The sequence below is a fragment of the uncultured Microbulbifer sp. genome (assembly GCF_913055755.1).
Taxonomy (GTDB): domain Bacteria; phylum Pseudomonadota; class Gammaproteobacteria; order Pseudomonadales; family Cellvibrionaceae; genus Microbulbifer.
In genome coordinates, this window is the sequence record NZ_CAJXKH010000004.1 from 70,056 (window position 1) to 96,924 (window position 26,869).

The 26,869-nt window shown below is 59.6% G+C and carries 23 protein-coding genes; 6 read left to right on the top strand and 17 right to left on the bottom strand.

Annotated elements, in window-relative coordinates:
* Window positions 1-59: 59 nt before the first annotated feature.
* Window positions 60-2,165 (bottom strand): TonB-dependent siderophore receptor, encoded by a 2,106-nt coding sequence (locus QZ511_RS01895; protein WP_295798129.1) that lies wholly within the window; start codon window positions 2,163-2,165, stop codon window positions 60-62.
* A 250-nt stretch (window positions 2,166-2,415) separates the two neighbouring features.
* Here QZ511_RS01895 and QZ511_RS01900 point away from each other — a divergent pair, with 250 nt between their 5' ends.
* Window positions 2,416-2,658, top strand: coding sequence for a YdcH family protein (locus QZ511_RS01900; protein ID WP_295798140.1), 243 nt, complete (start codon window positions 2,416-2,418; stop codon window positions 2,656-2,658).
* Window positions 2,659-2,747: 89 nt separating this feature from the next.
* On the opposite strand, the gene QZ511_RS01905 is transcribed toward QZ511_RS01900, so the two are convergent.
* The 9 genes from QZ511_RS01905 to QZ511_RS01945 form a co-directional block, all read right to left on the bottom strand.
* Window positions 2,748-4,964, bottom strand: a complete 2,217-nt coding sequence (locus QZ511_RS01905; RefSeq protein WP_295798143.1) for an alpha/beta fold hydrolase — start codon at window positions 4,962-4,964, stop codon at window positions 2,748-2,750.
* 160 nt (window positions 4,965-5,124) lie between these two features.
* Entirely contained in the window at window positions 5,125-5,967 is an 843-nt protein-coding gene (gene fghA / locus QZ511_RS01910) for an S-formylglutathione hydrolase (RefSeq protein WP_295798146.1), read from the bottom strand.
* Between the two features lie 10 nt (window positions 5,968-5,977).
* Entirely contained in the window at window positions 5,978-7,105 is a 1,128-nt protein-coding gene (locus QZ511_RS01915) for an S-(hydroxymethyl)glutathione dehydrogenase/class III alcohol dehydrogenase (protein WP_295798148.1), read from the bottom strand.
* 179 nt (window positions 7,106-7,284) lie between these two features.
* The gene (locus QZ511_RS01920) at window positions 7,285-8,016 is read right to left on the bottom strand and encodes a hypothetical protein (RefSeq protein ID WP_295798149.1); all 732 of its coding nucleotides are present in this window, start codon (window positions 8,014-8,016) and stop codon (window positions 7,285-7,287) included.
* Between the two features lie 186 nt (window positions 8,017-8,202).
* The gene (locus tag QZ511_RS01925; protein WP_295798151.1) at window positions 8,203-9,111 is read right to left on the bottom strand and encodes a tyrosine-protein phosphatase; all 909 of its coding nucleotides are present in this window, start codon (window positions 9,109-9,111) and stop codon (window positions 8,203-8,205) included.
* An 82-nt stretch (window positions 9,112-9,193) separates the two neighbouring features.
* A complete protein-coding gene (locus QZ511_RS01930) occupies window positions 9,194-11,686 on the bottom strand; it encodes a TonB-dependent receptor (protein ID WP_295798154.1) in 2,493 nt (830 codons plus the stop codon).
* Window positions 11,687-11,963: 277 nt separating this feature from the next.
* Window positions 11,964-13,199, bottom strand: a complete 1,236-nt coding sequence (locus QZ511_RS01935) for a hypothetical protein (RefSeq protein ID WP_295798158.1) — start codon at window positions 13,197-13,199, stop codon at window positions 11,964-11,966.
* Entirely contained in the window at window positions 13,186-14,067 is an 882-nt protein-coding gene (locus tag QZ511_RS01940) for a hypothetical protein (RefSeq protein ID WP_295798159.1), read from the bottom strand. Before QZ511_RS01940 ends, QZ511_RS01935 begins: the two co-directional genes overlap by 14 nt.
* A gap of 111 nt (window positions 14,068-14,178) precedes the next feature.
* Complete coding sequence (locus tag QZ511_RS01945) at window positions 14,179-14,595, bottom strand: CBS domain-containing protein (protein WP_295798163.1); 417 nt, start codon at window positions 14,593-14,595, stop codon at window positions 14,179-14,181.
* A gap of 132 nt (window positions 14,596-14,727) precedes the next feature.
* On the opposite strand from QZ511_RS01945, the gene QZ511_RS01950 reads away from it, so the two are divergent.
* The 5 genes from QZ511_RS01950 to QZ511_RS01970 all read left to right on the top strand — a co-directional run bounded on the left by QZ511_RS01950 (window position 14,728) and on the right by QZ511_RS01970 (window position 18,627).
* The gene (locus tag QZ511_RS01950; RefSeq protein ID WP_295798165.1) at window positions 14,728-15,165 is read left to right on the top strand and encodes a host attachment protein; all 438 of its coding nucleotides are present in this window, start codon (window positions 14,728-14,730) and stop codon (window positions 15,163-15,165) included.
* Between the two features lie 118 nt (window positions 15,166-15,283).
* Entirely contained in the window at window positions 15,284-16,237 is a 954-nt protein-coding gene (corA, locus tag QZ511_RS01955) for a magnesium/cobalt transporter CorA (protein WP_295798166.1), read from the top strand.
* Between the two features lie 264 nt (window positions 16,238-16,501).
* Complete coding sequence (locus QZ511_RS01960) at window positions 16,502-17,203, top strand: hypothetical protein (protein WP_295798168.1); 702 nt, start codon at window positions 16,502-16,504, stop codon at window positions 17,201-17,203.
* 234 nt (window positions 17,204-17,437) lie between these two features.
* Window positions 17,438-17,998 (top strand): cytochrome b, encoded by a 561-nt coding sequence (locus QZ511_RS01965; RefSeq protein WP_295798171.1) that lies wholly within the window; start codon window positions 17,438-17,440, stop codon window positions 17,996-17,998.
* 62 nt (window positions 17,999-18,060) lie between these two features.
* Entirely contained in the window at window positions 18,061-18,627 is a 567-nt protein-coding gene (locus QZ511_RS01970; RefSeq protein WP_295798173.1) for a YceI family protein, read from the top strand.
* A gap of 122 nt (window positions 18,628-18,749) precedes the next feature.
* Here the strand turns inward: QZ511_RS01970 and QZ511_RS01975 are convergent, their stop codons facing one another.
* From QZ511_RS01975 to QZ511_RS02005, 7 genes are all read right to left on the bottom strand, one after another.
* Complete coding sequence (locus QZ511_RS01975) at window positions 18,750-20,510, bottom strand: DUF3592 domain-containing protein (RefSeq protein WP_295798175.1); 1,761 nt, start codon at window positions 20,508-20,510, stop codon at window positions 18,750-18,752.
* Window positions 20,511-20,672: 162 nt separating this feature from the next.
* Complete coding sequence (locus QZ511_RS01980; protein ID WP_295798178.1) at window positions 20,673-22,091, bottom strand: sodium/proline symporter; 1,419 nt, start codon at window positions 22,089-22,091, stop codon at window positions 20,673-20,675.
* A gap of 63 nt (window positions 22,092-22,154) precedes the next feature.
* Window positions 22,155-23,126: a tetratricopeptide repeat protein gene (locus QZ511_RS01985; protein WP_295798181.1), complete on the bottom strand. Its 972-nt coding sequence runs from the start codon at window positions 23,124-23,126 to the stop codon at window positions 22,155-22,157.
* Window positions 23,114-24,559 carry an aspartate kinase gene (locus QZ511_RS01990; protein WP_295798193.1) on the bottom strand — a complete coding sequence of 482 codons (1,446 nt, stop codon included), beginning with the start codon at window positions 24,557-24,559 and terminating at the stop codon, window positions 23,114-23,116. The genes QZ511_RS01985 and QZ511_RS01990 overlap by 13 nt, the downstream gene beginning before the upstream one ends.
* Before the next feature lie 103 nt (window positions 24,560-24,662).
* Complete coding sequence (locus QZ511_RS01995; RefSeq protein ID WP_295798184.1) at window positions 24,663-25,067, bottom strand: ectoine synthase; 405 nt, start codon at window positions 25,065-25,067, stop codon at window positions 24,663-24,665.
* A gap of 100 nt (window positions 25,068-25,167) precedes the next feature.
* The gene (ectB, locus tag QZ511_RS02000) at window positions 25,168-26,493 is read right to left on the bottom strand and encodes a diaminobutyrate--2-oxoglutarate transaminase (RefSeq protein ID WP_295798188.1); all 1,326 of its coding nucleotides are present in this window, start codon (window positions 26,491-26,493) and stop codon (window positions 25,168-25,170) included.
* An 80-nt stretch (window positions 26,494-26,573) separates the two neighbouring features.
* A partial coding sequence (locus QZ511_RS02005) for a GNAT family N-acetyltransferase (RefSeq protein ID WP_366935614.1) occupies window positions 26,574-26,869 on the bottom strand: 296 nt, incomplete at its 5' end.

The following is a 26,869-nucleotide window of genomic DNA, read 5'->3' on the forward strand; positions in this document are numbered from 1 at the left end:
GGCGCCCCTGGGCGGCCCGGCTTTTCTACTGTCAAATAATTTCGCGCTGCTGGTCCGGGTCAGAAGTTGTACTCAAACGAAACCTGACCGTGACGCGGTGCACCGTAGATGGCGCCGTACGCCAGACCTTCCACATACTTTTCATCGAACAGGTTGTTGATATTGAGCCGCACACTGGCGGCATCGCTCAGCGCGTAAGAGGCAAACACGTCGGCGCGGAAAAACGCGTCCTGTCTGGCATAGCCGCCGACGATATCGGACTGCCAGCGACCATTAACACCCAAGCGCAGCTGCGGCAGAGACTCCAGCTGGGTATCGAAGCGGACCAGTGCGGTGGTGCGCGGCACCCATTCGTAGATGTCGTTGCCGTCAGGGCCGGTGAGGTTGAGGCGCGTAAAGCCAACGGTCAGATTCGAGTTGTCGCTGACCTGGCCCACCGCTTCGATTTCGAAGCCTTCGGAGTTCACATCCTTGGGGGTATACCAATAGCTGCCGTCGGCAGTCATACCGCCATAAGTGGCCAGCCCCTGCTGTTCTGCACTGAATACCGCCACGGTGGTCAGCAGGCGATTGTCAAACCACTCGGCCTTGACCCCGGCTTCCATGTTCACGCCCTTCATCGGGTCCAGGTAGACCTTGTTGATGTCGGTCTGGTCCTGGTTCTGGAAGATATCGGAATAGGAGACGTAACCGAGGATGTTGTCGGTGAAGTCGTAAGTCAGTCCCATGTACGGGCTGGTCTCTTCCGTATCCGGGTATTCGGTCTGGGACACCACGGTGCCGTAAATGGATCCGCCTTCCCGCGCCAGTTTGATGGAGTTCATACCCACAATGGCCTTCAGCGCATCGGTGATGCTCAAGCGCGTCGCCGCGTAAACGCGAGTCAGCGCCTGCTCGCCGGTGGTGCTGGGTTCGATGTCGCCCCACCGGGGTTCCGGGTAAACGTCGCCGCCATAGGGCAGAGACAGCGGGAGAAACATGTCTTCACCGGGAACGCTGGCGGCGCCAGACGCGGTTTCCTTCATCGAGTGGCTGATACCCGCAATCACGCTGTGTTCACGGCCGAAGGCGCTGAAAGCCCCGCTGATGTTGGCATCCAGCAGGTCGTTGGTGCTTTCGGTGGTCCCCAGGTAAGGCCAGCCGACAAGCCCGCTGCCGTCTTCGTAGATGAAGTTGCCAGCGGTGTTGTAGGCGTAAAGCAGCTTGGAACGGGTGTCGTTCTCGTGACGGTTGTAGGTGAACTTGGCTTCCCAGCCCTGGGGCAGCAGGTGGGTGTACTCGACAAACGCGGTTCTGGCCTCGGTGTCATAGTAGGTCCAGTCCGCCGCGGTAGAGGAGGAAGAACTGAAGTCCGCCATGCTGCCGTCGGGGTAGTAGAGGGTCAGCGACCCCCACATGGGGGAATCCTGCTTGTCGTTGCGCAGGGTGACACCGGCGGTCAGCACGCCGTTGTCGCCGATCTGCCCGTCAATCACACCGTAGACCGAGGCTTTCTCGTCGTGCAGGTCGCGGATATGGGAATCCTTGTCTTCATAGGCCACCACCACACGGCCGGCCCAGCTGCCATCTTCGGTCAGCACCTGGTTGTAGTCGGCGGCGGCGCGCTTGTAGCCGTATGAGCCGCCGCGCAGCTCCACCTTGCCACCGTTTTCATTGGTGGGGCGCTTGCGCACATAGTTGATGGTGCCTGAGGCGTTGCCGACGCCGGTCAGCAGGCCGTTGGCGCCGCGGATCAGCTCGATTTTTTCAAACAGGAAGGTATCCAGCTGCCCCACCACGGTACCGTAGTCATTGGTCATCCCCAGGCCGTCCACCTGTGTGAGCTGGATCTCGAAACCACGGGAGTTGAAGGTGGCGCGGTTGGTTTCGTACTGGTCGACGTTGATGCCGGTGCTCAGTTCCAACGCATCGTTGGCGCCGGTTACACCGAAGTCTTCCATGGTGCGCTGGTCGACAATGCTGATGGACTGCGGAGTGTCCTTGATCGCCAGGGCGAGGCCGGTGGCACCCCGGCTGACACGCTTTTCGCGCACCCCCACAACCGCCACTTCTTCGATCGCCGCATCGGAAGGCTCGTTATCAGTGTCGGCTGCGATGGTGCTGTTGGCCAGGCACAGGGCGGAAGCCAGCAGCGCGCGGGTGAAAATCTGCTTGTCGGATTGCATCAGTGTGTCCCCAAAGTTGACTCCATGTAACTCGGGACGGGAGTCTAGTTTAGGAAAAATGCAAATGCAACAGATTCTCATTTAGATCTTGTGAAAAATCTGCACTCCTGGGCTATGCTCTGTCCGCGGCACCCCCTCAGGGGACACACCTGCTCTCGGTAATAGCCCCTGTGACACCAAATCCAACAACTAAACTTGAATCAGGGGCCCCTGCGCCCGGTAGTCTGACCACTAACCCGGAGATGCATTCATGCCAATTCCCGCCCATACCCTGGAGTCCGATTTCCCCGAATACGCCGATACCATCCGCAGCCTGCGTAACGAAGATCTGGAGTTCAGGTCCGAGAGCGAAAGTTACAACCGACTGGACAAAGAAATTCGCGGACTCGAAGAGCGGGGCGTGGCCACTGACGACAACCACTTCAATGAACTGAAAATCCGCCGGGCGCACATGAAAGACCACCTTTACCGCCGCATCCTGAACGGGGGATAACAACGCCGGAACCCGACACACCGGCACAAAAAAAAGGCTTTGCATCGCAAAGCCCTTTTAATCACGTACTTTTTATTTGTCGACCTGAATCAGCCTTCACCCTTCAGGTTGCGATCGAAAAAGTCCTTCATCATGTGGTGCCAGTGCTTGCGGGTTTCCTTGCCGCGCAAACTGTGCTTTTTACCCGGGTAAGTCATCAGCTCGAACTGCTGGCCGTTGTCCTGCAGTTGCTTGATCAGCTTGGTGGTATTGGTGAACAGTACGTTGTCGTCCGCCATTCCGTGGTAAATCAGCAGCGGGCCCTTCAGGCCTTCCGCATAGGGGAATACCGCGGAAGCCTCATAGGCCTCCGGCACCTGGTTCGGGTTGCCCATGTAGCGCTCGGTGTAATGGGTGTCGTACAGGTCCCAGCCGGTTACCGGCGCGCCGGAAATGCCGGCCTTGAAATAATCGCCGGCTTTGAACATGGTCATCAGCGCCATGTAACCGCCGTAGCTGTGGCCGTAAACACCGATGCGCTCCGGATCCACATACGGCAGTGAGCGCAGGAATTTAACCCCGGTCACCTGGTCGTCCACCTCCACGGTGCCCATTTTCTTGAAGATGGGATCCTCGAACTTTTTGCCGCGATGGGCAGAGCCGCGGTTGTCCACGGTGAACACCACGTACCCCTGCTGCGCCATATACTGGTTGAACGGGCGATCCCAGCTGTTGGTCACCAGCTGTGCGTGCGGGCCGCCGTACAGGAATACCATTACCGGGTAGCGCTTCTTCGGGTCGAAGTTCGCCGGCTGGTACATGCGGTAGTACAGGGTGTGCCCTTCCGGCGCCTTGATGGTGCCGAACTCCGGCGCAATCCAATCGCTCATGTACGGATACAGCGGGTGACCTTTTTCCACCTTGTTTTCCTGCAGCCAGGTCACGCGCTTGCCGTCGCTGCCGTGCAGGCTGACCTGGGCCGGTGTGGTCGGGTTGGAATAGGTATCGATATAACCGGAAGCGTCGTCGGCAAACGCGATACCGTGCATACCGCTGCGGCTGGAGATTTTTTCGATGCCGCCCTTGCCGTCCAGACCGGTCACGTACAGATGACGTTCCAGCGGGGTATCCTTGCGGCCGGTGAAATACACCTTGCCGGCCTTTTCATCCACCGCTTCCAGCTCGTCGATGGCCCAGTCGCCCTCGGTCAGCTGCGCCAGCTGCTTGCCGGAAAAATCGTACAGGTAGAGGTGCTTGAAACCGTCCTTTTCCGACGCCCAGATAAAGCGGTCGCTGTTTTTCAGGAAACGCAGGCCGTGAAACAGGTTGACCCAGGTATCACTGGTTTCGGTCAGTGCGGTGCGGGTTTTACCCCCGGGGATATCCACAAAGCGCAGCTCGAGTTTCTGCTGGCTGCGGTTCTGCCATTGATAGGACAGCAGGTTGTCCCGCGCCCACTTGACCCGCGGGATATAAATGTCTTCGTCTTTGCCCAGGTCCAGCCACTGGGTCTTGCCGCTCGCGAGATCCAGTACGCCGAGCTTAATCTTGACGTTGGGGCGGCCGGCAGCGGGGTAGCGCTGCTTGATCATGTCGATGCGATCCGCATAGATCTCGCTGCGGGTCACTTCGTCCACCGGGCTCTCGTCCACCTGCAGGTAGGCAATGCGCTTTTCATCCGGAGACCACCAGTATCCGGTCATGCGGTCCATTTCTTCCTGGGCCACGAATTCGGCCATGCCGTTCTTGATCGCGCCGTCTTTACTGCCGCCATCAGTGGTGAGCTGGCGCTCCTTGCCGGTTTTCAGGTCGACCACAAAGATGTTCTGGTCGCGGATAAAGGAAACCAAGTGCCCCTTTGGGGAAACCCGCACATCGGTCTCGAAGGCTTCGGTTTCGGTGAGGCGCTTGGACTGGCCCTTGTTGAGGTCGTAATAGAAAACGTCACCGGCCAGCGGGAACAGCAGGGACTTGCCATCCTTCGACCAGTTGTACTCCATGATGCCACTGCCAAAGATGCGCTGGCGCTCGCGGCGGGCCTTTTCCTCGTCGGAGAGGTTTTCCTCGCCGCTGTGCAGCTTGTCGGAGTTGACCAGCATGCGGGTCTCGCCGTCCTTCAGGCGGTACTCCCACAGGTCGTAGCGGTTGTAGTCGTCGCTGCGGCCCTTGAGGAAGGTGACCCGACTGCCGTCCGGAGAGTACTGCAGCGCGCGTGGGCTGGTACCGCTCAGGGCGGGATCGGAGAATATTCTGTCGATAGTCAGCTGCTCGGCAGCAGAATAGCTGGCAAAAGCGCAGCCCAACAGGAAAAACAATTTCCGTTTCATGCGATCTCTCAAAAACTCGTTATTTTCAGCAGGAAACTGGGATACAGCCCCTGAAACGCAAGCTGACGATGATAGAGCCGAGAGAGATCAAGCGCCACATTCTGCGACGGTATGATGTTTGTAAACGTCCAGACGCAAAAAGCCCGCGGCGCGGCCGGGCTTAATGGGCGAGCAGGTAGTCCCCGTGAAACCTCAGGTGCTGCTCGATAAACGTGGCGATGAAGTAGTAGCTGTGATCGTAGCCCGCGTGATGCTCGATCTTCAGTGGGTAGCCCGCCGCTTCCGCCGCGGCTTCCAGGGCGTTGGGCTTCAGCTGCTCTTCCAGGAACTGATCTTCCTCCCCCTGGGAAACCAGCATCGGCAATCGCTCGCTGGCACGCCCCACAAGAACCGTAGCGTCGTGTTCTTCCCACAGGGTTTTGTCGGCCCCCAGATATGCGGCGAACGCCTTTTCCCCCCAGGGACAGGCCATGGGATTGCAGATTGGGCTGAAAGCGGACACCGAGGTGTAACGGCCCGGGTTCTTGAGCGCAATGGTGAGGGCGCCGTGGCCACCCATGGAGTGGCCTGAAATCGCGCGGCGTTCACTGACCGGGAAATTGCCTTCCACCAGCTTGGGCAGCTCTTCCACGATGTAATCGTACATGCGGTAGTGGGGCTTCCACGGCGCCTGGGTGGCATTGACATAGAAGCCCGCACCCTGGCCGAGATCATAGCTTTCGTCGTCGGCCACATCGTCGCCCCGGGGGCTGGTATCCGGAATCACCAGGGCGATTCCCAGTTCCGCCGCCATGCGCTGGGCACCGGCCTTCTGGGAAAAATTTTCGTCGGTGCAGGTCAGCCCCGAGAGCCAGTAGAGCACCGGAAAGCGCTGGTCCTTTTCCGCCTGTGACGGCAGGAAAATGGAAAAGCGCATCTCGCAGCCAAGCACGCTGGACTGGTGGCGATACTGGCACTGGCTGCCATCGAAACTCTGGGTTTTACTGACAAGTTCAACAGACATCGAAGGCACCTTACTGGTAGTGGATTACGCTGCGAATACTTTTGCCTTCATGCATCAGGTCAAAGGCGTCGTTGATTTTTTCCAGCGGCATGGTGTGGGTAATAAAGTCATCCAGCTGGAATTCACCCGCCATATAGCGCTCCACATACTCCGGCAGCTGCGAACGTCCCTTTACCCCACCGAACGCGGTACCGCGCCACACGCGACCGGTCACCAGCTGGAACGGGCGGGTGCAGATTTCCTGGCCGGCACCGGCCACCCCGATGATCACCGATTCGCCCCAGCCCTTGTGGCAGCACTCCAGTGCCGAGCGCATCACATTGACATTGCCGATACACTCGAAGGAATAATCCACCCCGCCATCGGTCAGTTCGACAATCACTTCCTGGATCGGCTTGTCGTAGTTCTTCGGGTTGATGCAATCGGTGGCGCCGAGCTTTTTCGCCAGCTCGAACTTGCCCTCGTTGATGTCGATGGCAATGATGCGGCCCGCCTTCGCCAGGCGTGCACCGATAATGGTGGCGAGACCGATACCGCCGAGGCCGAATACCGCCACGGTTGCCCCCTCTTCCACCTTGGCGGTGTTCGCCACTGCCCCCATACCGGTGGTTACACCGCAACCCAGCAGGCAGATTTCTTCCAGCGGCGCGTCCTTGTTGACCTTGGCCACAGAGATCTCCGGCAGCACCGTGTACTCGGAAAAAGTGGAGGTACCCATGTAGTGGTAGATCGGCTTGCCGTTGATGGAAAAGCGCGAGGTACCATCAGGCATCAGGCCCTGGCCCTGGGTAGTGCGGATTTTCTGACACAGGTTGGTCTTGCCGGACTTGCAGAATTTGCACTCGCCGCACTCGGGGGTATACAGCGGAATCACGTGGTCACCCACGGCGACGCTGGTAACCCCCTCGCCGACGGATTCCACGATACCGCCGCCCTCGTGGCCGAGAATGGCGGGAAACACACCTTCCGGGTCATCGCCGGACAGGGTAAAGGCATCGGTGTGGCAGACGCCGGTGGCGATCAGCTTGATACGCACTTCCCTCGCCTTCGGCGGCGCCACTTCCACTTCCTCGATGGACAGAGGCTCGCCGGCTTTCCAGGCCACCGCCGCTTTACACTTGATGGGTTCCGCTGACATAAAAATCTCCCGTCTGGTCACGTGTGCCAAATACCACAATTGGCACAAAGCTTAACAGATCGGAAGACAAGTGCCCGTCACATTTGCGCGTAACCCGAACAACTGTCGCACCGTTTTGCAGCACGCCCTGGCGCCTGCGCACTCCTTTGAAGCTGGAAATTTTCCGACTATCTTCGCGACTATCTTCGCGCCAGTTCCAGCAGCGCATCCGCTTCCAGCGCATCCTCGACCTGATCGAGTACTTCCTCGGCAATCTCCGCCAAAAGTTCCTCGGTCGCTTCGCGGGTTGTGTCTTCCACCACACCGGCATCCTTGGGCGCGCGGGTGCGATATCGGCTGCGCAGGTCCAGGTCAGCAATGTTCACCGTTCCCTCACGCAGTGCCGGGGCGCCCGCGTTCGTGCCCACAAGACGATAATGGAACCTTCCGTAGGCCCTCATGGTGCCCTTTTCCAGGTCGTAGTCCTTGTTGCTGAAGATATCGAGAATTTTCTGGCGAATCACAATATTGAAGTCGGTATGCAGGGTCAGCGGCGCGCCGCCGTCCACCAGGTGCACGCGCTCGTCTTTAAAGAATTCACCAAAGCGCATCTGCACCTGCTGGTCCAGATACTGTCGGAATTCGCCGCGGGCTTTTTCCCGCAGCGCCCCCAATCCGCCGTCAGTGCCGGACAGGGCGAGCAACAGTGCCGGGTTGTTGCCGGTCAATGGCGTCGGCGCCTCGATATGGATTTCCACCGGGGTTACCGCCAGGCTGATCAGCGGGTCGTCACTGCGCGCCCCAAACCAGCCGCCGGAATCTTCGGCCACCGCAGTCAGCGGCGCAACAGCCGCAACCAGCAGAAATAAAAGCAGGGAAACCGCAACGCACGGTGAAACCCGAGAGATGATGAATGGAGTTTGATGGGACATGGCCTTGCTCCCGAGTGATCCGGATTGATATCACTGGCCGCGCAGCGGCGCGTGCCAGACAATCCTTTCACCCTGCAACCACCGGGCCACATCTTGGGACAGCCGAATTTGCAAAAACGATTCACCCGGTAGCGGATGCCACCGGGTGAGTACGGGGGTCAGCGAAGCTGAAAACCCGGTCGCCCGTTAATTGAGCAGGTTCTCACGCAACCTGGCCAGCTCCTGCTGATCCACATCCAGTGCGTGCTCGATATAGCCCTCAACGGAACCATGCTGGCGCTCCATCTCGGCAAATGCGGTTTCCAGCCAGGAAACTTCCACACCGGTCATCGCAGCGCGCACGTCCTCGGGCAACCGGGCGAAGAATGCGTACATGCGCTTTTCCGCTTCGCTCGCGTCTTCCGGCAACGCCTTCATCAGGTTGCTGTCTTTCAGGGTAGCGTTGGACAGCATGTAATCCTGTTTCACGGTCTCGCGGTCAACACCCAGTGCGGTGAGAATCAGCGCAGCGCCGATGCCTGTGCGGTCCTTGCCCGCGGTGCAGTGGAACAGCAGTGGCTCGTCATTGTCGATCAGCTGCTGGAACATGGCGCGGTAGGCCGGGGTCTGCTGCTTGACCAGTTCGACGTAGCCCTTGTCCATCAGCTCCACCAGATCATTCGCCGCAAAATCGGGCTTGGCGAACACCTTGGCAAAATTCTGCTCCCAGTCCATCTCGTAGTCCCACTCGAGGGTGATGGCACTGCCTCCGCGCCAGTTGTCGGGCTCCTGGGTCCGCTCCTTGGTGGAACGGAAATCCACGATGGTGGCGATCTCGAGATCGCGGAGGTAGTCGTAGTCGTCAGCGGTCAGGTTGGTCAGCACACCGGAGCGGTACAGTTTGCCCCACTTTATGGTCTTACCGTCGGTGGTCTGATAGCCGCCCAGGTCGCGGAAGTTGCGGCCGCCTTCCAGCGGCAGCACACGCGGGTGCCCGACTTCCGCCTGGACCGCGGCACTCTGCTGCCTGTCGGCGACCGGGGCATTCGCGCTGCAGGCGCCCAGGGAGACCGCAAGCGCAGCGGCGAGAATTCCGTGGATAAATTTGTTTTGCATAGTACACCTTGAAAAAATTTTATTGTTTCAACTTTGTCCGCACAGTGAGCCGGGGCCCACTGTGCGGAAATTCAAAAGGGGATTAAAAGTTCACACGGAAACCGGCGAGGTAGCGACGGCCATAGCCTTCAACCTGGTTCGGCGTGCGCTCGTCGCCCACATAGCGCACATCGCGCTCGTCGGTCAGGTTGTTGGCATTGGCGTAGACGGTAACGTCGGCGCCGAATACCGGAGTCGGCAGGGTGTAGCTGACCTGGAGATCCATACGCTTCTGCGCATCCCAGTACTCCGCCATGCTGTCATTCTCGGTGGTAGACAGCCAGTCATCGCGGTACTGCTGGTTCAGGCGGATGGAGAAGCCGTCCATTTCGTAGAAAACCGAGGCATTGAAGATGGTGTCGGAAGTGCCCGGCAGGCTGAAGGTATTTCCGGTCAGGGTTTCAAACTCGCTGTCCAGTGCGGTCAGGTTGGCGCTGACACCAAAGCCGGAAAGGGCCGGCAGCAGGTCGTCCGCCTGGGCAATGAGGTTCAGCTCCACACCGCTCATCTCGCCGTTGTCGCCATTGACGTAACCGGTGTAGGTCCACTCTTCACCCGCCGCCGAAGCCAGGTAGACACCGCCATCAATTTTGGAACTGTCGGCATAAATCACGTTGTCGATGGTGCGGGTAAACGCCCCCGCGGATATCAGGCTGGCATCGCCCAGGTACCACTCCAGCGCGATATCACCACCCCAGGCTTCTTCCGCCTCCAGGGTCGGGTTGCCGCCTACTACGATTTTGTCGGTCAGGTTCACCGCGGCGGACGCGCGCCATTCATTGTAGGTCGGGCGACTGACGCCGGTGGAGGTGGAAACCCGCAGTTTCACATCGTCGCTTAGGTTCACATTCAGGTGTGCACTGGGCAGAACGTTGGTGAAGGAATCCGAGTAGTCCCCTTCCGGGCCGGCACTGCTGTAATCGGTATTTTCAAAGCGTGAGCCCAGTACCAGGTTGCCCCAACCAAACTCGGTGGTAACCATGGCGTAACCCGCCAGTACCTGCTCGTCCAGGCTAATCAGCTGATCCGCCGCTGGCTCCACGCCAAGGCCGCCCACGGCCTGATCCCAGGCTGCACGCAGGCCCTTGTTGTCGTAGTAGGTACCGCCGATCACGTTGGTGAAGTCGGTGTCCCAGGCGTTGTCGGTGGCGAAGCTGGCGATATCGATATCGCTGGGGAAGCCGCCGATACCCGCCGCCATGCCGTAACCATCGGCCTGGCGATCATCCATCTCCACCCCCACTTTCAGGGTGGCGGGCAGGTCCATCACCACGATGTCGCGCTCGCCGTCGAGCTTGAATTTGCTCGCGTCGATCGCGAGCTCGGAGCCAACCAGGTAGCCGAGGGTCATGTAGTAGTCGATCTGGCTCAGGTCCGCTGCCTCGCCGGTATCCAGCGTACTGACCGACACCATGGGATCTTCCAGGTCGCTGAGATCGTAGCTCGCGGCCACCTGGCCTGCGCGACTCATGGCGATCGGCAGGAAGGTGTTGTTTTCGGTCTCGGTCAGGTTCAGGCGCGCTTCCACGAACCAGTCACCCAGAGCCAGGTCTGCGCCCAGGGTGTTGGTGAAAGTGGAGTTCTCGTACAGGCCGTCTTCCAGCATGCGGTTGGCGAGGGCAAACTGCGGCGCGCCCACGGTGCCCACTTCCGCGGTGGGGAATTCGAGGATGTACTGGTTGCGCTCTTCGAAATCCTGGAACTCGTTGTACAGGCTGCTGATAAACACACGCTCGACGGCACTGTCTTGCGGGCGCAGTTCGAAGCGGCCGCCGTAGGCGCGGTCTTCGCGGGTCACCTTGTAGCTGCGGAAGTCCAGTTCGTTCACCAGCACCTCACCATCCACCAGTTCCAGATCGTACTCGCGGTTGTCGGTGGTCTGCTCGCGGCTGTTCTCGGACGCAAACAGGGAGAAGCCTACGGTTTCGTTGGACCAGGAAGTGCGCAGGGACAGCTTTTCGATATCGCCGTCACCCAGCTCCTGGTTGCCCATGCCCACGTCGGTGGAGAGCGCCCAACCCGCCTGGGCGAAGGGATCGAAGGTGGAGATATTAATGTAACCCGCAACCGCTTCACCGGGCATATTCGGCATGATCGCCTTGTTGGCGTCAATGCGACGGGTGATTACCGCGGGGAAGCTGTCAAAGCGCGGCACACGGCCATTCTCGGCACCGGGGATGTTGATACCGTCGATGGCCAGGGAGGTATAGCGGAAAGGTGCACCGCGGAAGTTGATGTAACGGGCCTGGCCCTGGTCGCGCTCGATGGCGAGGCCCGGTACACGGCCGAGGGAGTCCGCCAGGTTCTGATCGGGGAAGCGGCCGATGGTGTCGGCGGAGATGACGTCGACGTTGTTGTCCGCATCGCGCTTGGCGTCGATGGCGGCCTTCTGGCTGTCGCGGATTGGCGACGCCATTACCACAACTTCTTCTACCTGGTTGGCGTCGATGGATTCCTGTGCCAGTGCACCCTGCGCAGTGCCGGCGGCGGCGAGGGAAACCAGCAGCGACAGTTTGCTGCGTGAAAATTTAGTCATTGGATCGCTCCCAATAGTCTCAAGTCATTTGCCGCTGTGTTGCGGAAACCCCGACCGTATTCACGGCCACGGCTGTTCGAATTTGTTGTTTGAATTCCGGAGAATCATCACCGGGCGGGAAGCTTCTCTCCCGCGGCCAGGGCATCTTCGGCCGCGGGTATTACAGTTGGGTTAAAGCGATGTCTGCAGCGGGAAAAGAGATATCTCTAAAACGGAAAAGTCTTTCAAATCAGGGAGTTGCAAGCGGGGGAAAGCCAGGGAACGGGCCGTGTAAGAATCAGTGGATGAGGATGGCTGCGCCGTCCAGCGCCAGTCGATAGCGGTAGCGGCTGCTTTTGGGGTCGCGCTCGGCCTGGAAGAGATAGCGTTCGGCAAGGTCTTCGCCGAGTGCCGCGATCAGCTCGTCTTTGATCTTGTTGCGGTTCTGGTCGAGGGTTTTCGCACGCAGGCCATTTTCCCGCAGGTCGTTGATGGCCTTGGCGTGGCCGCCGCCGGCTTCCATCAACGCTACCAGCTCGTCGGCCACGTCGCGGTCCGGGCGATTGACCGCCGGATTCAGCTGCCAGCCATCGCCACCCCGGCGCAGGCGCGCGTACCACAGGTAATAGAAGAACGGGGTTTTCGCCAGCGGCACTTCCAGGCCGTGCACCCGCACCCGGTTGCCCTCGGGAAAAAATTCGAGCTGCGCCGGGGACGCGGCCACGGCCGCAGCCGTTGTCAGGTCACCGCCACTACAGGCGTAGGCTTTATGCAGCCACTGCACCTGTGTTGCATCGAGGCCGGCAAGCGACGGCTGTTGTAGCCAGTCGAGCAATGCGGGGAGTCGCCCGTGAAAGTCCTGCTGCAGGCGGATATACAGGTCCCGCTGCACGGTTCCGAGTTTTTGCAGTTGCCGCGCCACCGGCAGTGCCTCGGCGGCGGGCATACCCGTTTCCCGCAGCGCCTGCAGTTCCCGCAGGCAGGTGGCGGAAACCGGCACCGGCAACAGCGCCAGCAGAAAAGTAACCACCGCAGCCAGCAGCGACTGTGTGCCGAACAACAACGGCCAGCGGGTGTCGCAGTCGAGCGCAAAATCAGTGTACTGCTGCCGCTCTCCCAGCAACCAGGGCACCCGGAAGGTCACCGCACTACCCCCAGTCCCGGCGCGGAATCCAGGGGGAGCCTCGCCCATAAGCCGCACTACCTGCGCGCGGCACTGTTTTATAAACGGCATGGCGCCGGCGGGGCGCAACGTCGAAAGATCCGCATTGATATTCTGCACAACCCGCTCGGGCAAATCGGCCTCGCTAAAACCGTACCGCAGGGCCTGGTCCAGCTTGCCCGGAAGCGTTGCCTGCAGTGCGGCCGCGAAGTCGCGTGCGGCACTGGCCCTGGCCTGCCAGTAGGCAAGGCCGCTGAATACCAGCATCAGCCCCAGCCAGCAGGCCAGCCAACCCTTCAGTCCGCCGCTCAACCCCTGCCTCAGCCCGCCGCGTATTGCCGACGGCAGCCACCACCGCTCACTGTACTGCACAGTGATGGCCCTCCAGATCCATTTCGCTGCCGTCGGCGAAGAAGTTCTCCAGTGCCTGCATCGCGCGGATAATCTCGCAGTCCACTTCCTGCGCGCGCTGCTTGCGAATAAACAGTCCGGCCGCAATTGCGTTGTCGGAAATCAGCGTGCGCTGCAGGGGCATGTCCAGATCCTGCTCCAGCCACAGGCCGCCGCTGATCAGGTCGATCTCCCCACTTTGGAAGGCCGCGAACAGACTCATGGCATCGTCGAAATACACCAGCTGCTGGTCGGCAATGGAGACGCCCGCACGCTTGAGGGACTCGAGTGGCAACAGGTAGTGGGTGTGGCTGAGGCGGTCGTTAAGCAGGCCGAGGCGGCGCCCCTTCAGGTACTCCGCAGTCAGCGCCGGTTTTTCCCCGCGACTGAACCAGTACACCTGGTAGTGGCGGATACGCAACAGGGTGTCGTAGTAGCTGGTAAATTCGGGCACCAGCCCGCGCAGGGTGTTTTCCCGACTCCAGATCAGGTCGTACTGCTCATTCAGCAGCGCTTCCGCGGTGAGCTGGGTGCGCGGTTTCCAGGAGATCTGCACACTGCGGTAGTACCGCGCGATCGCCGGTGAAGCGCAGAGGCTTTCGGCAATGTCGCGGGCAAACAGGGAGGTGACACTGAGCATCCGGAACACCGGCCGGCTCTCCGCGGGGCTTTCTGTATGTGCAGTGCGGCCTGTATGCAAAGTGCGACACTCATACAGGTGGTAGTCACTCAGTGCCGGGGCCGCTATCCGCTGCTGCGCAAGCCACAGGCACACCGCCAGCGCCGCTCCCAGCAGCAGGCACAGGGCAACAGCGTAATGGCTTCGGGCAATGGCGACAGGTAATGGCATGAATGTGCGGGCGGTCTCGGTTCAACTGCCCGCAGCATATGTATTTTTTGTGGCAATCCGATTACAGAACCGAGGTATCGCTCACACTCCGCCCGGATTCGTATTCAGCAATCAGTGATGGGCGGATACCGCAGCCGCATATTCATGGCAGTCGCTGTCGTTCACCGCGTGGGAGATATCCCCCATACTCAGTATGCCGACCATACGCTTGGCGCCGTTGATGACCGGCAGGCGTCGAATTGCCTTGCTCTCCATATGCGACAGCGCCTCCTGCATATTGTCGTCCGCATAGCAGTATTCGATCCCTTCACTCATCACATCCTGGGCGGTCATTTCCCGCAGATCGCCGCCCTGTGCCAGACCGCGGCAAACGATATCCCGGTCGGTGACCATACCTACAAGATGGTCATTTTCCCCCACCGGAATCGCACCCACATCGTGGTCCCGCAGCAACTGCGCCACCTTCCACAGCGGCGTATCCGGCGCACACCAGGTCACGCCCCGGTGCATGGCTTGTTCGACTTTCATCACACACCTCCGGATCTGTCGATTTCACTGCCAGTATAGTGACCCGCCCGCCCCACCTAACAGCTACGGACTGCAACCACTGCGCCCTAATATTTGGCTGTAGAGCCAGAGAAAAACGAGAGGAGAACGGTCATGGCAAAATCCTGGGTTCTGGTAGCCAACCATACTCAAGCCCGCCTGTTCGAAGCGGAAAATCGCGCAGGCGCCCTGCGTGAAATCGAAACCATGGTGTACCCGGAAGGGCGGATGAAAAGGCAGGAGCTGGTCTCCGACTCCCCCGGCCGCGCCTTCGACAGCCAGGGACAGGGGCGCCACGCCATGAGCTGGCACACGGATTCCCGCAAACAGGGAGAAAAGAAATTCGCCCGCGATATCGCCCACGCCCTCGAGCGCGGCCGCCAGCAGGGTCGCTTTGACAAACTCTATATCGTGGCCGAACCGGCCATGGCCGGCAGCCTGCGGCTGTCCATGAGCTCGCCGACCCTCGCCACCATCGCCGGGGAATCCCGCAAAAACCTCGCCACCTGCGACTCGGAGGAAATCCGCGCGCAACTGCCGACCTGGCTGTAACCGCAGAGCCACGGCCTCCCACTCAGCCGCCGCCAGTGCCGATGGTGCTGGCGGCGATTGATTTGTGACGGGCAGATTGCGAACATGGCCGCAGCACTATCATTTCAAGGAAGCGGCAATGCTGAGACTGTTCGAAATCCAGCGTGGCAAAATCAAAGAAACCTATTCCGGCAGCGATTACCGTAGCCAGAACTTGGCCGATTCCGCCTGGATCGACCTGCAGGACCCCGAGGAAGACGAGCGCGACCTGCTGGAGCAGCTGCTGCGCACCGAACTGCCCGAATCCGAAGACGTGGAAGAGATCGAATCTTCCGCGCGCTATTTCGTGGATACCGCCGGCATCCACGTGCACTCCCTGTACCTCACCCAGAGCGAGGGCCGCCACAACACCGCCACCGCCGCCTTCATCCTCCAGCCCCAGCGGCTGATCACCGTACGCGACGCCGAACTGGCAGACTTCCGCCTGCTGCGCATGCGCGCCCGCCGCGGCCAGGTGGAAGCCGGCAGCGCACAGGAACTGCTGATCCTGCTGTTCGAGCAGAAAGTGGAAAACCTCGCCGACGCCCTGGAAGACAACTACCTGAAACTGGGAGAGGTCAGCCACCTGGTACTGGAAGATGAAGACGCCGAACTGGAAGAAGCCATCGACCACCTGGCCAAGCTCGAAGACTCCAACGGCAAAATCCGCCTGTGCCTGATGGACACCCAGCGCTCCGTCGCCTTCCTCCAGCGCCACCTGAAAGACGACCCGGAGCTGCGCGAAAGTTGCTGGGGCATCCTGCGCGACATCGACACCCTGATGTCCCACACCACCTTCCTGTTCGAAAAGATCAACTTCCTGATGGACTCCACCCAGGGCTTTATCAACATCGAACAGAACCAGATCATCAAAATCTTCTCCATCGCCGCGGTCGTTTTCCTGCCCCCCACCATGGTCGCCAGTATCTACGGCATGAACTTCGAGCATATGCCCGAGTTGCAGTGGCTGCTGGGCTACCCCTGGGCGCTGGGACTGATGCTGATGGCGGGTATGGCGCCCTATCTGTATTTCAAGAAGAAAGGGTGGTTGTAAGTTTTCGAGCTATCCGAGAAGGCAGTGATACCGGGGACAGCCTTGTGAGACCTTCACCGCCATGGATGGCGGTGCAGAGCCCCCATGGATGGGTTCACGGCGTGTCTCACAAGGCTGTCCCCGGTAGCGCTGCCGCCACTACACGCCCCCCGTTCCCCGCATCGCCACCTCCCTACCCAACTATCGCCTTTTTCCCCACCACAAAATTCACCGCCAACTGCTAACCTTTATGGGTGAAATTCCTCTCAAGGATGCGGAGTGAACATGGCGGCAGCGGGCAACGACAGCGCAACCAAATCCACCGGCAAACCCTTCCATATGCGGCGCTGGCTCAGCGTGCAGCAGGCCGTGGACCACCTCAGCGCCCTCGCCGAAGAACCCCTCACCAGCGACGACCTCGCCCGCCTCGCCGAAGACCGCAAACTCGACCTCTACTGGTACCGCCCCGGGCAAAAACTGCGCTACCTGGAAAGACCCGACTGGCCCAGCGCAGAACTGAAGCAACCCCTGCGGGTGTGCCCGGACAACAGCAGCGACTGGCACGCGATCGTCGGCATACTGCGCCAGAGCCCCGCACTGCCCGCCGAGGAAAACGACACCCCGGTACTGCAGGACGCCGACGGCAACCTGCTGAAAATCACCTTCGACCTCAACCGGCGCCCCGAACCCTACAGCGGCCGCTGGTACCCCAACTATTCAGAACTGGTGCTGAAACGCTCCGAACTGGAACGCCTGGAAAGCGACCTGTTCCTGATGGACGAAGGCCGTGAACTGGAGCCGCAACTGTTACTGGACGTCATCTGGCAACTGGAACAGCTGGCCCTGGAAAACGGCCGCGCCCCCGGCGAAGCGAGCCACGACACCGCCTGGCTCACCCGGCAACTAAGCCAGCGCGCGCATCTCGATCCAGCCATACTCGGGCGGGTCCTGCACGCCGCAGAGCGCCAGCACCAGTCCCACCACTGAATCGCGTTTTCCGCAAAGCAGCTTCGCCGACGGTAACGAAGGAAATTCCCTGCGCCCTCGTTTTAGCAATCCTCGTCTTATCAATTAACGCAACCTATCGCGGTCGATAGTCAGCCGCTATTGGCAGTTCTGCGATTTTTTCGAAAAATAACACCCGTTTTTTTCAATTTTCTGCAGCGGCAAAATTTTTATAATGCAGGCCTCGGAATTCAAATCCAGTAGAGAGATCCATTCGTGCAGACCCGCAACAACGACAGTCACTACGGCTGGGTAGCCGTCGCGTTTCACTGGCTGATGGCACCGGCAATCATCGGCATGTTTGCCCTCGGCTGGTGGATGCGCGGCCTGTCCTATTACGACCCCTGGTACCGCCAGGGCCCGGATATCCACAAGGCCGTGGGCATACTGCTGCTGGTACTGCTGGTCGCCCGCCTGCTGTGGCGCTGGTTCAACCAGACACCCGCACCGGAGCCCGCACCGCGCTGGCAGCAACAGGCCGCGAGCGCAGCACACTGGTTGCTGTACGGACTGTTACTGGCCATCTGTATCACCGGCTATCTGATTTCCACCGCCGATGGCCGCGCCATCGAAGTGTTCAACTGGTTCAGTGTACCGGCGACGCTTCAGGGGCTGGAAAACCAGGAAGATATTGCCGGCGCCGTACACAAATGGCTGGCGTGGACCCTGATGGGGCTGGTAGCCCTGCACGGGCTGGCAGCACTCAAGCACCACTTTATCAACCGCGACGGCACCCTGCGCAAAATGCTCGGGCTTGCACCCCGGAAAAATTATTAACCTTCACCGTTTATTCACTGACCATCCATCGACCAACTCAAGGACCACCGAAGGAAAACACCATGAGAAAACTCGCAGTTCTGCTGTTTGCCACCCTGATTGGCGCCAGCGCCCAGGCCGCCGAATACAAGTTCGATACCAAGGGTGCCCACGCCTTTGTCCAGTTCCGCATCAAGCACCTGGGCTACAGCTGGCTCTACGGCCGCTTCGACAAGTTTGACGGTAACTTTGTCTATGACGAAAGCAAGCCGGAAGCCTCTTCCGTACAGGTAACCGTGGACACCACCAGCCTGAACAGCAACCACGCCGAGCGCGACAAGCACCTGCGCGGCAAGGACTTCCTCAATGTGGACAAATTCCCCACCGCCACCTTCAATAGCACCAGCTTTGAACCCAATGGCGATGGCAAGGCAGTTCTCAAGGGCGACCTGACCCTGCACGGCGTCACCAAGCCGATCAGCATCGACGTGACCGAAATCGGCGGCGGCAAGGATCCCTGGGGCGGCTACCGTCAGGGCTTCACCGGCACCACCGAATTCAAACTGAAGGATTTCGGTATCGACTACGACCTGGGCCCCGCCTCCCAGACCGTTGAGATGATCCTGGACGTGGAAGGCATTCGTCAGTAATTTCTGACACTTTCACCGAAAACAAAAAAACCCGGCAACTTGCCGGGTTTTTTATGCGCTCAGAGTCCAGTATTGCACATCAGGCCCTAGCGTCCGCGCCGAAATTGGCGACATCAGGGCCGTCAGAACTGCATCTGCTCTTTTTTCAACTGTACTCTGCTCTTGTATTCATCCAGAGTATCGAGCCCGGTCAGCAGACCGACACTCTCCAGCAGCTGCTGTGCCGGCAGACGACCGGCGATACTGCAACTGACATTCAACGTTTCGCCGCTGTTATTCTGTAGCAGCAGATCGAAATACTCCGTTGTCTTGCCCCCGCTGGCGCCGGAACCACTCTTGCGCAAACACAATCCGCGCAAGTCCTTACGCGGCCAGATAGTTTGACTCTTTTGCCTGTCGCGCCGAAAGACTCGGTGCACGACACGGTCTCGGCCAATCAGCGTTTCGTACCCGGTAATCAACAGGTTGATACCGATCAGGGCAAACAGTAATCCAAATGCGGTGAAAACAATCGGAAAGAGTAACGGCGCTTCCGTAAAGCCGATACCGATACCGATGCCGCCAAACAGCACCCCAAAAAGTGCGAGCGGCCAGGCGAGCGCCTGCTTCCCCGGCGCCTGTCTTATCGAGACACCATTGGCGCTTTGCTCAATATCGAGCATCGCTTCCAGCTGCTCGGTAAAATCGGTTTCGGCTTTTGTGATTTCAACACCAGTCCGGGCAGTAGCCGGTGCCGGCACGCCGGTCTTGAATACCGGGATCTCGTAGCTCCTGCTAAAGTCCACTCCCGGCGCTTTACCTTTTACTTCCAGGTTCCACCAATAGCCGTTACCCACACGGGTTCTGGACGGCGGCATGGCGTCGGGAACCTCGAAAGCAAAATGTATCCGGGATCCGCGCGCACTGCGCTTCAGTCTTCCGGTGCTGCCCAGTTCCCACAGACTGGTGTTTGAAACGCTGACCTTATTGCCAGAGCGCCTGGTTTCCGTTTGCATCTGCTGCAAAGTCACGCGGAAATCCGACCTCGCATCGAGCGAACTGGGAAACTGCAAATAACCACTCACCTGGCCGCCAATTTCGCCCGGAAAAGGGCTGAGGACTACGGGCACCCTGCCGTAGCGGCGGTGCTCGAAGGTCTTTTTGATCGCCCGGTACAAGACATAGACACCGACACCACCAAACACGAGCATCAACAGACCGGCATACTTGCCCCTGGTCAGATAATCCACCCCGATATAAAGACACGGTAAACTGATCGTGTTCACCGCCAAGGCGATAAACCACGCACCGCCCACCATCAAGCGGTTGTTGGAATAGATACCTTCGGGGGACCATTCGGGCCGGGCCAGCCAGGGCGTATTTTTCTCGACCTCGGGATTCGGTTTCACCTCCTTCCGCCAGGTCAAATAGATAATACCGGCACCGATAATCATGAAAACTGAACACAGCATGGAGGGAAACGCCACCATCATCCAGCGCAGCTCCCGATCGAGCACCGACTCGCGCGGATGGTCCGGATCCACCCAACCGGTGACGGCAAGCCCCTGCTGTTTTGCCCTGTAGAGGCGGTGGTACATATTCTGCTGGTAACTACCGATATTGTCCGAGCCCTTATGAACACTCACTCGGTTTCCGCGGTAAACGCGGCCGTTGTAGTGGTATTGATAATTGGCTCTGGCTTTATACGTAGTAGCACCGTCGCTATCGCGGTGCGTCTCCAACTCGGTCGAGAGAATCTTCACCTCTATCGGCAACCAATCGCGCATGTCAATGCGGTCGATCAGCGTCAATCCGACAAAGCCGGTAAAGAAACCAAACCCCATCAGGAAAAAGAAGCTACCGAAAAGGGTGCCCCCCACCCGGGATGCCTGCTCATCAGCCATCCCACACCTCCTTGTTATCTTGGTAAGCCCATTAGGCAAATGGTGTAAAAATTGAGCTTACCATAGATATCCGCTTGCACGACTGGCTGAGCCATTGCGTGCTATATCAACACCAACAGGGTCTCAGCGGCAGCGCTTGGCTCACAGGATGCTCTCTGCACTTCAGGCGTTTACCGCGCGCCCGGCGGGCTCTCGCACCAGCCAGCGGCCTGCGGCAAACACCACCAGCCCCATCAGGATCCCCGGCATGCCCTCGTAGACATGGGCATGCCAGCCGACCCAGCGCCAGATCAGTGCGGTCAACAGCCCCAGCGCGCTCATGGTGATCGCCAGCCTCTGCGACGGGCGGCCACCGGCAGCCAGTACCATCAGCAGCGGTGCAAACGCCGAAGCCAGCGCCGACCAGGACATCACCACCAGGCTGAATACACTCTGCTTGTTCAGCAGCGCCCAAGCTACCGCCGCGGTGGTAATCACCAGCGTGGCAATTTTCAGCTCGCGGGTGTTCTCGATGCGCTTCGGTAGCAGGTCGTGGGTCAGCGCCGCCGAGCAACTCAATACCAGGGAATCCGCTGTGGACATGGTCGCGGCAAAAATACCGGCCAGAATCAGCCCCACAAACACCGGCGACAGCAATTCCATTGCCATCATCGGCAGCGCCAGTTCCGCGTCAAAACTGCCCGGGTCCGACAGCAGGATTCGGGACAGCATGCCCACGCCGGTGGCCATAAAATAGAAAATGGTGAACCACAGGTAGTACCAGCAGCGCGCCTGCACCATGCGGCCCACATCGTCCAGCGCCATAAAGCGCACCATCACATGGGGCTGGCCCACCACGGAAATCCCCGCAAACAACCAGCTCAGGGCGAACACCACACCGCCGGCCACCCCAGGCAGCAACAAGTCCTGGGGGTACCAGCTCAGGAAGCCTTCCACTTCCCCCATCTGTTGCCAGGCCGCAGCGAAGCCACCGACGGACTGCACTGCCACGTACAGCAACAGCCCCATGGCCACCACCATCACCAGCGACTGCGCGGCGTCGGTCCAGATGGACGCGCGGATACCACCGGCGAGGCAATAGGCCGCGACGATCACGCCGCCAATGACCGCCCCGCTCCAGATCGGCAGGTCCAGCACCACGTACAAAGCCTTGCTGCCCGCAACCAGCTGCGCACTGGCGTAAGCAAGCAGAAACAGGAGAGAGAGGATGCCGGCAATTTTTTGCCAGGCGCCGAAGCGGGTGCCGCTCCAACTGGCGAGGACTCCGGCGTAACTGGCCTCACCGGTGCGCTTGGCCGCATCCCGCAGTGATTTGTGAATCCACAGGGAACCGAGAAAATCCCCCAGGATCCACCCCAGCATCAGCCAGATGGAGGCGAGCCCGGTGGCATAGGTGTAGCCGATCACACCGATAAACATGTAACCGCTGTTATTGGTGGCAACCGCAGACAGCCCCACCAGCATCGGCGACACGTCCTGGCTTGCCAGGTAATAATCCTTTTTGGTGCCGCGGCTTTTGCGGTAAGAGCTGATGCCCACCGCCGCAAACATAGCCAGAAAAAACAGGAAACTAATCAGCACGGCGTTCTCCCCTTTTGGTATTGATTTATTGGTTATTCTTGCAATTCTTGTCCGGCGAAAGGTTCAGCTGGCCTCCTTTCCACCGCCGGCTTGCTCGGACTGGATCCCCATCAGGGCGATAAACTCCGGCATTTCATACAGCCCGTCGAAGGCAGAATCCTCCAGGGCCTCGTCGCGATAGGCCGTGGAAATATCCAGCGCTTTACGCAGGTAATCGAGAGACTCCTCCCACTGCTCCAGGTAGGCGTAAGCACAGGCCAGCTGGTAAAAGGCATTGCCGTTCTGGCTGTCAATCTGCAGCGCCTGCAGGCAGAGGTTGATCGCCCACTGGGGCTCGTCCAGCTCCAGTACCGCGTCCGCCTTGTAGGTAAGCGCTTCGCCATCGTCCTTGCGCAATTCCAGGATCTGGTCGTATACGGCAATTTTGCCAACGGGGGTCTGCTCGCGACCGGCGCGCAACCACAGGGAGTGAATTTCCTGGGTGAGTTCAATTTCGTCGCGGTTGTGTTCGATGTGCTGGGTCTTCTCCGACAGCTGCTCTTCGATACTGCGCAGGCGCGCCTCGTACTGCTCCACCAGCTTGGAGATTTCCTCGTTCGCGAGGCTGTGGACCTTTTCCTTCACGTCCCGCAGTGAGGTCCAGCCGAGAATCAACAACAGTGAGCTGAACCCGGCAATAAGATAGAAAAAGTAGGTGACGGTATCGGTGGCGTAGGTAATCGCCTTGTCCGCGGCACTGAGCTGGCGGTCGACGATCTTTTCCGTCAGCTGCACATTCTGCGCCGCCATATCCGTGCGCAGCTGCTTCAACTCGTCGAGCACATAGCGCTCGATAAACGGCGAATACAGCGGCTCCTTCAACTGGTTTACCGCAGCTTCCGCTTTGCCCTGGGCCACTTCTGACTCGACCGCGGACGGCTCCTGCTCCTCCTGGGCCGTGGCCGCGGAAGAAATTACCAGCGGCAACAACAAAAACAGCGCCGCCAGCAAAGCTGACGGCGCTGTTTTGAAAGGTGACCCGATCAGGCCGCGCATATAGCGTCCCCGTGATCGTGCACCTCTACCAGTGCCTCGTGCAGGCTTTTCACTGCACTTTCGTAGTCGCTTTCATCGACCACAAACTGCATGTCCACCTGGCGCATGGACTGGTGCACCGCGAGGATGCTGATATCCGATTCCGCCAGGGAGCCAACCGCACGGGACAGCATGCCCGAGGTTTTCATATCACTGCCGATGGCCGAGACCACCGCCACCTTGCGCACCTGGATATCGCAATCCGGGAAGCGCTCGTTGATCGCGCTCTTGATCCGCTTGACGGTTTTCAGGTTGTTGCCCAGGTAGTGGGTGATGGTGTTGGCATTGGTGTCCTTGGTCACCACGATTCCCTTGAAGCGCGCGATGATTTCATTAATCGCGCGATCGTAACCGGTCATGCTACCCATCATGTCCTGGTCAAAACATTCAACGGCGTAAATACTCTTGCGACCGGCGATGATTTCCACCCGCGGGGTTTCGCTGACGTAGTCGCCGGTTACCAGGGTGCCCCGGTGTTCCGGCTCGAAGGTGTTCATCACCCGCAGCGGAATTTCCTGCTGGCGCAGGCCCTTGGCGGCGCGGGGGTGGATGGCTTCCATACCCAGGTTCGCCAGCTGGTCGGCGACGTCGTAGTTGGTGCGGCCGATGGGCACCGCCTGCTCCTCGCCGACAAGGCGCGGGTCCGCACTGCTGAGGTGATACTCCTTGTGGATGATGGCTTCGCTGGCACCGGTCAGTACCGCGATACGACTGAAGGTCATCTCGCTGTAGCCGCGGGCGAAGGTTTTCATCAGGCCGTCGGCAGTGTGCGCATAGCCGGTGGCAATGGGCAGCTCACTGCTCATGTCCACACCGCTGAACGCGCTCTCGATACGCTGGTCCAGGGTCTTGTGCTCACCGTCGCGCCAGCCGGTCAGATCGACAAAGCGCGCGTTGATCCCTTCCTGCTTCAGCAGCTGCACGGTGTTCCAGGCGCTGTGGGCTTCCCCCAGGCTGGCGAGCATTTCACTGACCACATCGAGATGCCCTTCCAGGGCGAAGTGACCGTGCTGGCAGACCCGTTCCAGGTCTCCCAGGCAGTTGGCGGCGTCGTCCAGGCGCTCGCCGATAAAACGGTTGGCCTTGGCCAGCATCACCTGGTCGGTGAACAGCTCGGCGTTGATCTCTTCCATGCGCGTGCGCAGGCCCTCTACCGCATCGGACCACTCGCGATCGTCATCGGCGCCGGCAAACAGGGCAAACACGCCGGGACGGCCGGATTTCTTGTGTTCCAGCAGCATGTCGGTGATACCGCCGTATGCAGACACCACGAAAACACGCTGGTACAACCCTTCCGTTTTCGCCCTGCCGTTTTTCAGAATGATGTTGTCGCGTACCGCGCGGTAGTCGCTCATGGACGTACCGCCGATTTTCTCTACCGTATGTGCTTTCATGGGATCCTTGCGTTGACCGTATTCGAGTTTCAGGTGCGAGGTACCGGCAAAATACGCGCGACTGGTACCCCAGAACTCTGCTGCCTTGTTGTACATGGCCGGCTTATTTTTCGTCCTGCACCTCTTCTGCGTCCAGCTCGTAAGCGCCTTCCGCGTTGTGTACTTCCTTGCCGTGCAGCGGCGGGTTGAAAACACAGGCCATTTTCATTTCGGTCTTGCCCTTGAGCACGTGCTTGTCGTGCTTGTCCAGCAGGTAGATGGTTCCCGGAGTGATTTCGTGCACCACACCATCGGACTCCGCCATCACGGAACCTTCACCGGAAATACAGTAAACGGATTCCAGGTGGTTCTGGTAGTGCAGGTGCAGCTCAGCCCCCTCGTAAATGGTGGTGATATGGAAAGAAAAGCCCATATTGTCGTTTTTCAGTGCCAGACGGGTGCTCTCCCAGCCCTCGGAAACAATACGACGGTCGGATTTTTCGGCTTCTTGCAGTTTTCTTACGATCATTGGTAACTCTTTCTACTTTCGCTATTTCAACTCAGGTCTTGGTAAGGCTTCGACTGGCAACGGCCCGCATTCGGGCCGCTGCGCAATCGAGGCAATGCGATCAGGCTGCGCCGGCGAGGGAGCTTTCCTGCTCGGCATCGTCGGCAAAGAAATCGTGCTCTTCCGGCACTTCTTCCCCTTTCAGCACCTTGGCGACCGCGGCTTCCACAATATCCAGCGCTTTGGTGAGGTTTTCGTCGCTAATGGTCAGCGGGCACAGGGTTTTGACGACATGGTCGTCCGCACCGCTGGTTTCGATGACCAGGCCATTGCGGAAGGCTTCGCTGGTGATCTTGTCGGCCAATTCCCCACTCACACAGTTTAGACCGCGGAACATGCCGCGACCGCGGGTGGTCATGTTGCCGTCGCCGTATTTGTCGACGATCTTCTGCAGGCGCTGCTCGATGTAGTCACCCTTGCGCTGCACTTCCTTGGCGAACTTGTCGTCGCTCCAGAAGTGGTCGATGGCCGCCTTGGCGGTAACAAACGCCAGGTTGTTGCCGCGGAAAGTGCCGTTGTGCTCACCGGGCTTCCACTGGTCCAGCTCCGGCTTCATCAGCACTACCGCAAACGGCAGGCCGTAACCGCTGAGGGACTTGGACAGGGTCACGATGTCCGGCTCGATACCCGCTTCTTCAAAGCTGAAGTAGCTGCCGGTACGGCCACAGCCCGCCTGGATGTCATCGACGATCAGCAGCACATCGTGCTTCCGGCACACGTCCTGCAGGTTGCGCAGCCACTCGAAACTGGCGGCGTTGATACCGCCTTCGCCCTGTACGGTTTCCACCAGCACCGCTGCCGGGTGGTCGATACCGCTGGAAGAATCGGACAGCACCTTGTCCAGGTAGGCAGTGGTATCGATATCGTCACCCAGGTAACCGTCGTACGGCATGCGCGCAACACTGCTCATGCTCACGCCCGCGGCACCGCGGTGGTGGGAATTACCGGTGGCAGACAGGGCGCCCAGGCTACAGCCGTGGAAACCGTTGGTGAAAGAGATCACGTTCTCGCGACCTTTGTACTTGCGCGCGATCTTCAGCGCCGCTTCCACCGCGTTGGTACCGGTAGGACCGGTGAACTGCATGACGTAGCTCATGTCGCGGGGCTTCAGGATGTGCTCGTAGAAGGACTCCAGAAACTCGCGTTTGGCCTTGGTGTGCAGGTCCAGGCCGTGAGTGATGCCGTCCTGCTCGATGTACTCCAGCAGCGCCTTCTTGAAGATCGGGTTGTTGTGGCCGTAGTTCAGGGTGCCGGCACCGGCGAGGAAGTCCAGGTACTGGTTGCCTTCCTCGTCGTACAGGTACTCGCCCTGGGCCTTGTTAAAAACCCGCGGGAAAGCGCGGGCGTAGCTCATTACTTCAGATTCGATTTCGTCAAAAACTTTCATTGTGACAACCCTTTTTGAGTGGTTGGTTAAAACATGGAAAACGGAAAAACAGAAAACAATTCACAGAGCGGATTACCCGCTCAGCCAGCGGCACCCGCAGCAAACGGCCCGATGCGCAGCAGCATCTCGCTGTCGTGCCGGCCCTTGAAGTGGCGCTCGCGGTCGAACATCACCGTGTCGACACAGTTCGCGTCCAGCTTGCGCGCCAGGCTGCGGAACAGTGCCCAGGACGCGGCGTTGTCCGGGGTGATGGTGGTTTCGAGATAGCGCACCTCGGCACAGGCGGGGCGAGCGAGAATCTCGCGCAGCATGCGGCCGGCGAGGCCCAGTCCGCGGCCCTGCTCTGCCACCGCCACCTGCCAGATGAACAGGGTGT

Excerpts from the sequence above, each read along its gene's own strand:
- QZ511_RS01895 (WP_295798129.1), bottom strand. The coding sequence starts at position 2,165 with ATGCAATCCGACAAGCAGATTTTCACCCGCGCGCTGCTGGCTTCCGCC.
- QZ511_RS01900 (WP_295798140.1), top strand. The coding sequence starts at position 2,416 with ATGCCAATTCCCGCCCATACCCTGGAGTCCGATTTCCCCGAATACGCC.
- QZ511_RS01905 (WP_295798143.1), bottom strand. The coding sequence starts at position 4,964 with ATGAAACGGAAATTGTTTTTCCTGTTGGGCTGCGCTTTTGCCAGCTAT.
- fghA (WP_295798146.1), bottom strand. The coding sequence starts at position 5,967 with ATGTCTGTTGAACTTGTCAGTAAAACCCAGAGTTTCGATGGCAGCCAG.
- QZ511_RS01915 (WP_295798148.1), bottom strand. The coding sequence starts at position 7,105 with ATGTCAGCGGAACCCATCAAGTGTAAAGCGGCGGTGGCCTGGAAAGCC.
- QZ511_RS01920 (WP_295798149.1), bottom strand. The coding sequence starts at position 8,016 with ATGTCCCATCAAACTCCATTCATCATCTCTCGGGTTTCACCGTGCGTT.
- QZ511_RS01925 (WP_295798151.1), bottom strand. The coding sequence starts at position 9,111 with ATGCAAAACAAATTTATCCACGGAATTCTCGCCGCTGCGCTTGCGGTC.
- QZ511_RS01930 (WP_295798154.1), bottom strand. The coding sequence starts at position 11,686 with ATGACTAAATTTTCACGCAGCAAACTGTCGCTGCTGGTTTCCCTCGCC.
- QZ511_RS01940 (WP_295798159.1), bottom strand. The coding sequence starts at position 14,067 with ATGCCATTACCTGTCGCCATTGCCCGAAGCCATTACGCTGTTGCCCTG.
- QZ511_RS01945 (WP_295798163.1), bottom strand. The coding sequence starts at position 14,595 with ATGAAAGTCGAACAAGCCATGCACCGGGGCGTGACCTGGTGTGCGCCG.
- QZ511_RS01950 (WP_295798165.1), top strand. The coding sequence starts at position 14,728 with ATGGCAAAATCCTGGGTTCTGGTAGCCAACCATACTCAAGCCCGCCTG.
- corA (WP_295798166.1), top strand. The coding sequence starts at position 15,284 with ATGCTGAGACTGTTCGAAATCCAGCGTGGCAAAATCAAAGAAACCTAT.
- QZ511_RS01960 (WP_295798168.1), top strand. The coding sequence starts at position 16,502 with ATGGCGGCAGCGGGCAACGACAGCGCAACCAAATCCACCGGCAAACCC.
- QZ511_RS01970 (WP_295798173.1), top strand. The coding sequence starts at position 18,061 with ATGAGAAAACTCGCAGTTCTGCTGTTTGCCACCCTGATTGGCGCCAGC.
- QZ511_RS01975 (WP_295798175.1), bottom strand. The coding sequence starts at position 20,510 with ATGGCTGATGAGCAGGCATCCCGGGTGGGGGGCACCCTTTTCGGTAGC.
- QZ511_RS01985 (WP_295798181.1), bottom strand. The coding sequence starts at position 23,126 with ATGCGCGGCCTGATCGGGTCACCTTTCAAAACAGCGCCGTCAGCTTTG.
- QZ511_RS01990 (WP_295798193.1), bottom strand. The coding sequence starts at position 24,559 with ATGAAAGCACATACGGTAGAGAAAATCGGCGGTACGTCCATGAGCGAC.
- QZ511_RS01995 (WP_295798184.1), bottom strand. The coding sequence starts at position 25,067 with ATGATCGTAAGAAAACTGCAAGAAGCCGAAAAATCCGACCGTCGTATT.
- ectB (WP_295798188.1), bottom strand. The coding sequence starts at position 26,493 with ATGAAAGTTTTTGACGAAATCGAATCTGAAGTAATGAGCTACGCCCGC.